General features: G+C 69.7%; 1 protein-coding gene and 1 pseudogene. Both read right to left on the bottom strand.

Annotated elements, in window-relative coordinates; translation table 11 throughout:
* Window positions 1-8,552: pseudogene (locus ACFC8N_RS48380) on the bottom strand (type I polyketide synthase); the annotation flags it as partial.
* A 108-nt stretch (window positions 8,553-8,660) separates the two neighbouring features.
* The coding region (locus ACFC8N_RS48385) for a beta-ketoacyl reductase (RefSeq protein WP_376296045.1) at window positions 8,661-9,392 on the bottom strand (732 nt) is incomplete at its 5' end.

Here is a 9,392-nt window from a genome sequence, read left to right on the forward strand (position 1 = left end):
AACACCACAAACGCACTCAAATCCCAACCACGCGTCAACTCATCCAAATACACCGCACCCCACCCCTTCGCCCCCACCACCCGCGACACATGAGCAGGTGTCATCGCATCGATGAGCTCCACGTCGAGGACTCCCGCGACATGAGCGATCCCGTCGACGTGATGGGCTTCGAGCAGCGCGGCGACCTGAGCCCGTTCGGCGACATCGCACGCGACGACGTCGACACGTTCCGCACCGGCCGCCCGCAGGCGGTCGACCGTCTCGGCCAGCCCAGGGCTGTCCGGGCCGCGCCTGCTCGCCAGGACGAGTTCCCGCGTCCCGCGCGTGACGAACCACTCGGCGACGCGCACCCCGAGCGCACCGGTGCCTCCGGTGACGAGGAGCCGCCGCGGAGACGGACGGCCGTCGCCGAGCGACGCTCCCGGATCCGTGCCGGACTGCGGTGCCGGGCACAGCCGACGGCCGTGGATCCGCCCGTCACGCACGGACACCTGGTCCTCGTCGCCATGGGCCAACACCGATGCGACGGCGGCGAGTTCCTCGTCGCTCGGCTCCGTCGCCACGTCGATGAGTCCACCCCACCGGTCCGGGTGTTCCAGAGCGGCCACACGGCCGATCCCCCATATCGCCGCCTGCGCGGGATCGTCGGGGCCGCGACCGGGGCCGAACCCGGCCCGGGTGACGACCCACAACGGCGCGCGCACGCCCGCGTCACCGAGGGCCTGAACCAACGCCATCGTGTCGAGCACACCGGCGGACGGGGAAAGGGAAGGGGAGAGAGGGAGGGAGAGGGAGAGGCACGACAGCACACCGGCCGGCTCGCCCTCGTCGACCGCCGACTCCAGCAGCGCGGCGAGCCCCTCCCTGTCCCGCACGTCACAGGTGAGCCGCTCCAGACCGGGGACGAACCGATCGAGCCCGGCGAGAGGGGCGGCGTCGGGCTCCTGCAGCAGCAGCCAGCGCCCGCTCAGGGAAGCCGTGGCCGGTACCTCCACCGGCGCCCATTCCACGCGGTACCGCCAGCCGTCGACCTCGGCGCGCTCCATCTGTTCGCGGCGCAGTTCCGTCAGCCGGGGGATGACCGCATCCAGCGCGTCCTGAGGCACGCCGAGCGTGTCCGCCAGGTTCTGCGTCCCCTGCTCCACCATCGACCAGAAGGACGCGTCACCGTCCGAGTCCGACGGCATCCCCGACGCCACCGTGTGCGCCGTGACCGTGGGCCAGAACCGGGTGCGCTGGAAAGCATAGGTGGGCAGGTCGACCGCCACGGCACCGTCGTGCTCACCGAAGACGGGGGTCCAGTCGACCTCCCCGCCGTCGACGTGCAGCTTCGCCATCCCCCGCAGCAGCGCCAGGTACTCGGAACCGTCCTTGCGGAGCATCGGTACGAACAGTGCGCCGTCGGCGTCATCGTGCGGAACGCAGCTCTGCGCGAGGGCGGTGAGGGTGCCGTCGGGTCCGATCTCCAGGAAGCGGGTCACGCCCTCGGCGGCGAGAGCGCTCACCCCGTCGGCGAAGCGGACTGCCTCACGGACGTGGCGTACCCAGTAGTCGGGCGACGCCAACTCACCATCACCGGCGAGGCGTCCGGTCACGTTCGAGACGACGGGGATGGAGGGTGCGGTGTAGCTGATGCCCTCCGCGACGTGGCGGAACACGTCGAGCATGGCCTCCATCAGCGGTGAGTGGAAGGCGTGCGAGACCCGCAGACGGGTCGTGCGCCGACCCTGCGCCTGGAGTTCTTCGGCGACCTCGATGACGGCAGCCTCGGCACCCGCGATCACCACCGCCCGAGGACCGTTGACCGCGGCGATCGACACCTCACCCGCACGGCCCTCCACCAGAGGCAGCACCTCGTCCTCGGCGGCTTCCACCGCCACCATCACACCGCCGACGGGCAGTTCCTGCATCAGCCGGCCACGAGCCACCACCAGAGCGCAGGCGTCCTCCAGCGACAACACACCCGCCACATGCGCGGCAGCGATCTCACCGATGGAGTGGCCGATCAAGATGTCCGGACGCACCCCGAACGACTCCACCAGCCGGAACAACGCCACCTCGACCGCGAACAACGCGGGCTGCGCCCACTCCGTACGATCCAGCCGCTCCGCGTCCTCCCCGAAGACCACATCACGCAACTCCACGCCCACATAAGCGCACACCGCATCGAAAGCCTCCGCGAACACCGGGAAGCTCTCGTACAACTCACGACCCATCCCCAACCGCTGCGCACCCTGACCCGAGAACAGGAACGCCGTCCGCCCACTACGCCGGCCTTCACCTACGACCGTGCGCAGTCCGGGCTCGCCCAGATGCAGAGCCTTGAGTTCTTCGGCCAGTTCCTGACGGGTGGCAGCGAGCACGACGGCCCGCTGCTCGAATGTGGAGCGGGTCGTGACCAGCGCGCGGGCCAGAGCGGCGGACGACGAGTCGTCCGGCTCCTCGACAACCGCCAGCAACCGCCCGGCCTGGGCGCTCAGGGCCGCTTCGCTGCGGCCGCTGACAAGCCAGGGCAGTACTGCCGCATCGTCCGTCGCAGAGCTTCCCGAGATCGACGGCTCGGGTGCCTGCTCCAGGATGACGTGCGCATTCGTACCGCTGAGACCGAACGACGACACACCCGCACGCCGCACCCGCCCAGCGTCCCCCATCCACGCCTGCCGCTCGGTCAGCAGGCGTACATCCCCCGCCGACCAGTCCACATGCGACGACGGCTCACCCACATGCAACGTCGCCGGCAACACACCGTGCCGCAACGCCTCCACCATCTTGATCACACCAGCAACACCCGCAGCAGCCTGGGTGTGACCGATGTTCGACTTCACCGACCCCAGCCACAACGGACGCTCACCCTCACGCCCCTGCCCATACGTCGCCAGCAACGCCTGCGCCTCGATCGGGTCACCCAACTTCGTCCCCGTACCGTGCGCCTCCACCACATCCACATCAGCCGCCGACACACCAGCCGCCTCCAGCGCAGCCCGGATCACCCGCTGCTGCGACGGACCGTTCGGCGCCGTCAGACCATTCGACGCACCATCCTGATTCACCGCCGAACCCCGCACCACCGCCAACACACGACGACCCGCCGCAACAGCATCCGACAACCGCTCCACCAACAGCACACCCACACCCTCACCCCAGCCGGTACCATCCGCCTCCTCCGCGAACGCCTTGCACCGACCATCACCCGCCAGACCACCCTGACGACCGAACTCCACAAACGCACCCGGCGTCGACATCACCGTCACACCACCGGCCAGCGCCAGATCACACTCCCCCGACCGCAACGCCTGCGCCGCCAGATGCAGCGCCACCAACGACGACGAGCAAGCCGTGTCGACCGTCACCGCCGGACCCTCCAGACCCAGCACGTACGACACCCGACCCGACGCCACACTCGCCGCATTACCCGTACCGACATACCCCCCGAAGTCACCCTCCGACAAACCCAACAACGCCGGATAATCCTGACCGTTCGTCCCCGCGAACACACCCGTACGACTCCCCCGCAACGACCGAGGATCCATCCCCGCCCGCTCCACCGCCTCCCACGACGTCTCCAACAACAACCGCTGCTGCGGATCCATCGCCAACGCCTCACGCGGCGACACCCCGAAGAACCCCGCATCAAAACCACCCACACCCGACAGGAACCCACCCTGCCGGACGAATCCCGAGGCCTTGCCGTCTTCGTTCGCGTAACGGTCGTAGACGGTCTCCAGCGCGGCCCAGCCGCGGTCGGTCGGGAAGTCACCGATACCGTCACGCCCGTTGACCAGCAGATCCCACAGATCCTCGGGCGACTCCACACCACCCGGGAAACGGCACGCCATACCCACGATCGCCACCGGCTCATCCAGCGCGGTCACGGCTGCCCTGTCCAACGTGGCAGCGGCGACGGCCTCGTTCCCGAACAGCTCGCTGTAGAGGAACTCGGCCAGAGCCTGCGGGGTCGGACGGTCGAAAACCACCGTCGAGGGGAGCGCGACGCCCGAGACCGAGGCCAGCACGTTGCGCAGCTCCACCGCGATCAAAGAATCCACACCCAGATCCCGGAACGCCCGCTCCGCACCGACCTGTTCGGCGCCGGCGTGGCCCAGCACGACGGCCGCGAGCCTCTGCACCTCGTCCAGTACGAGGCGCAGCCCGGCCGCACGCGGCAGACCGGCTATGCGTGACCTCAGGCTGTCGTCGGCCTCGCCGGCTCGCACGGCCCCGCCCGGTGCGGAGGTGACGACGGGAACGGCAAGGCGCGAGAGGAGGGCGCTGGGACGAGTCGTCGTGAACGCGGGAACGAACCGCGCCCAGTCGGCGTCCACGACCAACTGGGTGGTGAGACCCGCGTCCAGTACCGCCCCGAGGGCGGACAGGGCGAGTTGGGGGGCGAGTGCCGTCACGGCGCCCTGGTTCCGGCGGCGGCCGCCGGACTCCACGGCCATCCCGTCCCCTGCCCACGGCCCCCAGGCGACGGAGGTCGCGGGCAAGCCGTCGGCCCGGCGCCGCTCGGCGAGGGCGTCCAGGACCGCGTTGGCGGCGGCGTAGGCGCCCTGGCCCGGACTCCCCACCGTTCCGGCCAGCGAGGAGAAGAGGACGAACGCGGAGAGATCGCGGTCCCGGGTCAGTTCGTCGAGCAGGCAGGCAGCCGATGCCTTGGGGCGCATCACCCGCTCGATGCGCTCGGCGTCCGTCGCCAGCAGCGTGGCGTCGTCGAGGACTCCGGCCGTGTGGAAGACGGCATCGACGGAGTACTCCGTAAGGAGCGAGCCGAGGTCCGCGCGGACGGAGACGTCCAGGGCGCGCAACGTGACCCGCGCGCCCGCTTGTTCCAGCTCGGCACGCAGCTCGTCGGCTCCGGGTGCCGCTGCGCCGCTACGGCTGACCAGGATGAGGTCCCGGGCACCGCGCTCCACCGCCCAGCGGGCGACCTGTGCGCCCAGAGCACCGGTACCCCCGGTGATCAGCACCGTCCCGTTCGGCTCCCAGCGGTCAGCGTGCTGCGGCAACGGCGCGGACTGTACGAGCCGCCGACCGAAGACACCATGATTGCGGACGGCGAGTTGGTCCTCGCCCGGCTGAAGGCTCGTCAGCGCGTGCACGAGGCGGGTGTACGCTCGCTCGTCGACGTTCTCGGGCAGGTCGACCAATCCGCCCCAGACATCGGGGTGTTCCAGCGCTGCGACGCGCCCCAGTCCCCATACGGCACTGTGGGACGTGCGGACTACGCGTTCGGCTCCGTCGACTGCGACGGCGCCTTGGGTGACTGCCCAGAGTCGTACGCCCGGGAAACGCGAGCCGCCCAGCGCGCGCAACGCGTTCAGTGTCCCTACCGCCGCTACCGCCGGTTCGGCGGATGCGGCGAATCCGAGGAGCGAGAGCACTCCGTCCAGGTCACGGGGGGCGTCGAGCGTCTCGGCTCCGTCGGCGAGAACGCCGAGTGCCTCAGCACAGGCCGCGGGATCAGCGGCGTCCACTGCGATGACGTGCGGCGTCAGGCCCTGCTTGCGGAGAGCGGAGACGACGCCGTTCGCGGTCTCGCGTGAACCGGTGTCCGCGTCGGACGGGATCAGAACGGCCCAGTTCCCGGTGCGGGCCGCACCCCTTGCAGGTGTGATCTCGTCGTCCCGGGTCAACGGCCGCCAGGACACCTCGTAGCGCAGGGCGTCGACGGCCGCCCGCTCCTGTCGGCGGCGGTACCACTTCGACAGCGCCGGGACCACCGGCCCGAGCGTGTCCTGCGCGAGGTCGAGATCCGCCGCGAGCGCCGGCAGGTCCGCCTTCTCCACGGCCGCCCAGAACTCGGCGTCCACCACAGCGGACACCCGGGACGGGCCCAACGAGCCACCGGGAGAGGGTTCGTTCGGGGCGAGCCAATAGCGCTGTCGCTGGAACGGATACGTCGGCAGATCGACAGGCTCGATACCTTCACCGCCTCCGAACACCGCCGCCCAGTCGATCTCCCCGCCGTCGACGTGCAACTTCGCCATCGCCCGCAGCAGCGCCAGGTACTCGGAACCGTCCTTGCGGAGCATCGGTACGAACAGTGCGCCGTCGGCGTCATCGTGCGGAACGCAGCTCTGCGCGAGGGCGGTGAGGGTTCCGTCAGGGCCGATCTCCAGGAAACGCGTCACACCCTCGGCGGCCAGCGCAGCCACGCCATCAGCGAAGCGAACCGCCTCACGGACATGCCGTACCCAGTAGTCGGCCGACGCCAACTCGCCACCCGCGGCGAGGCGTCCGGTCACGTTCGACACGACCGGGATCGACGCAGTGCCGTAACTGATGCCCTCCGCCACATCACGGAACGCGTCCAGCATCGGCTCCATCAGCGGCGAGTGGAAGGCGTGCGAGACCCGCAGACGGGTCGTGCGCCGACCCTGCTTTTTGAGCTCCTCCGCAACCTCGCTGACGGCTGCCTCGGCACCCGCGATCACCACCGCCCGAGGACCGTTGACCGCAGCGATCGACACCTCACCCGCACGGCCCTCCAGCAGAGGCAGCACCTCGTCCTCGGCAGCCTCCACCGCCACCATCACACCACCAGCAGGCAGCTCCTGCATCAGCCGACCACGAGCCACCACCAGAGCGCAGGCATCCTCCAGCGACAACACACCCGCCACATGCGCAGCAGCGATCTCACCGATGGAGTGGCCGATCAGGATGTCCGGACGCACCCCGAACGACTCCACCAGCCGGAACAGCGCCACCTCGACCGCGAACAACGCGGGCTGCGTCCACTCCGTGCGATCCAGCCGCTCCGCATCCTCCCCAAAGACCACATCACGCAACTCCGAACCCGCAGAAGCACACACCGCGTCGAAGGCGTCCGCGAACACCGGGAAGGCCTCGTACAACTCACGGCCCATCCCCAACCGCTGCGCCCCCTGACCCGAGAACAGGAAGGCCTGCCGCGAGTCTCCACGGTCCTGGCCGACCATCGTGTCCGGTGAAGTGAGGCCATTTGCAAGGGCGTTCAGGGCCTCGATCGGACCGGTACCGTTCTCGGTGATGAGCACGGCTCGGTGCTCGAAGTACGTCCGTGTCGTCGCGAGAGACAGGGCCGCACGACCGGGTGCGATGTCGGGGTGTCGGTCGGCGAAGGTCGCGAGAGAACGTGCCTGGGCTCGCAGGGCCTCCTCGGTCCGGCCGGAGAGCAGCCAGGCCACCGGTGCGGAGGGCAAGGTGGCAGGGCGGGCATCGGACCGAGGTTCCGGAATCGGGGCCTGTTCCAGGATGACGTGTGCATTGGTGCCACTGACTCCGAAGGCCGAGACTCCCGCCACGCGGAGGCGGCCGGTTTCGGGCCACTGCCGCGGCTCAGTGAGCAGTCGTACGTCTCCTGCCGACCAGTCCACGTGTGAGGACGGCTCACCCACATGCAACGTCGCCGGCAGCACACCGTGCCGCAACGCCTCCACCATCTTGATCACACCAGCAACGCCCGCAGCAGCCTGGGTGTGACCGATGTTCGACTTCACCGACCCCAGCCACAACGGCCGGTCGTCCTCCCGCTCCTGCCCGTACGTGGCGAGCAGCGCCTGGGCCTCGATCGGGTCACCCAACTTCGTCCCCGTACCGTGCGCCTCCACCACATCCACATCAACTGCCGACACACCCGCCGCCTCAAGCGCAGCCCGGATCACCCGCTGCTGCGACGGACCGTTCGGAGCCGTCAGACCATTCGACGCACCATCCTGATTCACCGCCGAACCCCGCACCACCGCCAGCACACGATGCCCGCGCGCCACGGCGTCCGACAGTCGCTCCACCAGCAGGACACCGGCTCCCTCACCCCAGCCGGTACCGTCCGCCTCCTCCGCGAACGCCTTGCACCGACCGTCACCCGCCAGACCACCCTGACGATCGAACTCAGCGAAGACGTCGGGGGTGGACATCACGGTGACGCCGCCGGCGAGGGCGAGGTCGCATTCGCCCGCGCGCAGCGACTGGGCGGCCAGGTGCAGGGCCACCAGAGAGGAGGAGCAGGCCGTGTCGACCGTGACCGCCGGACCCTCCAGACCCAGGACGTACGACACCCGGCCCGAGACGACGCTCGCGGCGTTGCCGGTCAGCAGGTGCCCCGCGATGCCCTCAGGTGTGTCGTCTCCTGACACGGCGCCGTAGTTCTGGTTGCTGCATCCGACGAAGACACCGGTGCGGCTGCCGCGCACGGTGGTGGGTTCGAGGCCCGCGCGCTCCAGCGCCTCCCAGGACGTCTCCAGAATGAGGCGCTGCTGCGGGTCCATCGCCACGGCCTCGCGGGGTGACACTCCGAAGAAGGCCGCGTCGAAATCGGTGGCCGTGGTGACGAATCCACCCTGTCCCGTAGTGCCCGGGGAAGCGTCACCGGGCGTGTCCCAGCCACGGTCCGCGGGGAACGGCGTGATGGCGTCGACGCCGGCCGCGACCAGGTCCCACAGTTGTTCCGGGTCGGTGACGTCACCGGGGTAGCGGCAGGCCATGCCGATGATGGCGATCGGTTCGGTGGCTGCCCGGCTGAGTTCGTCGTTGCGCTGACGCAGACGCTCGTTCTCGGTCAGGGAGGCACGCAGGGCGGCGACCACGCGCTCTTCGGAGGTGGACATGCTCAAACTCCACTGGTTCATGGCCCGTTCGCGGGCGGACGGGAGGTCGTGGCGGTGGTGCGGCGGGACGGTGTTTCAGGATGCGGAGTCGCCCAAGGCCAGTTGAACGAGTGCGTCGACGTCCATGGCCTCGATCGCGCCGGGTACGGGTTCGTCCGCCTTCTGCGACTGATCGAGCGTGCCGCTGTCCGCCAGGGACAGCACGGCTGTCAGCAGGCCGCTCTCCTCCCAACGGGAGAAGGGAATCGCGGCCAGCGCACTGCGGAATGTCTCTTCGTCGCTCGCCGCCGCCCGCAGACCCGTGCCGGGCCCCGTCTCCCTGACCGGCGACTGACCGAACAGCTCGCCATGGAGGTGATCGGCGAGGTGACGTGGGGTCGGGTGGTCGAAGACCAGGGTCGACGGCAGCCGTAGTCCGGTCTCGGCATGGATCTGGTTTCGCAGTTCGACGGCGGTGAGGGAGTCGAAACCCACGTCCTTGAAGGGGCGGTTGAGGTCCAGGGCGGAGCCTGAGGAACGACCGAGCACCACACCCGCCCGCTCGCGGACCAGTTCCCGCAACGCGCGCAGCCGCTCCTTCTCGGGTCGCTGTGCCAAGCGGGCGGTCAGGACGGCGCGGGCGTCCTCGGTCGTCTTCTCCTCGACGGCCTCGGAACCGGTGGAGCCGGTGAGGTCGGCAAGGCCGGCGAGCAGGGGGCTGGGACGACGACTCGTGAACGCCGGAACGAAACGCCCCCACTCCACATCAGCCACCACCACCGAACCACCCCCACCCTCCAACACCGAACCCAACCCCACCAACGCCCG

The sequence above is a fragment of the Streptomyces sp. NPDC055966 genome (assembly GCF_042269865.1).
Lineage (GTDB): Bacteria > Actinomycetota > Actinomycetes > Streptomycetales > Streptomycetaceae > Streptomyces.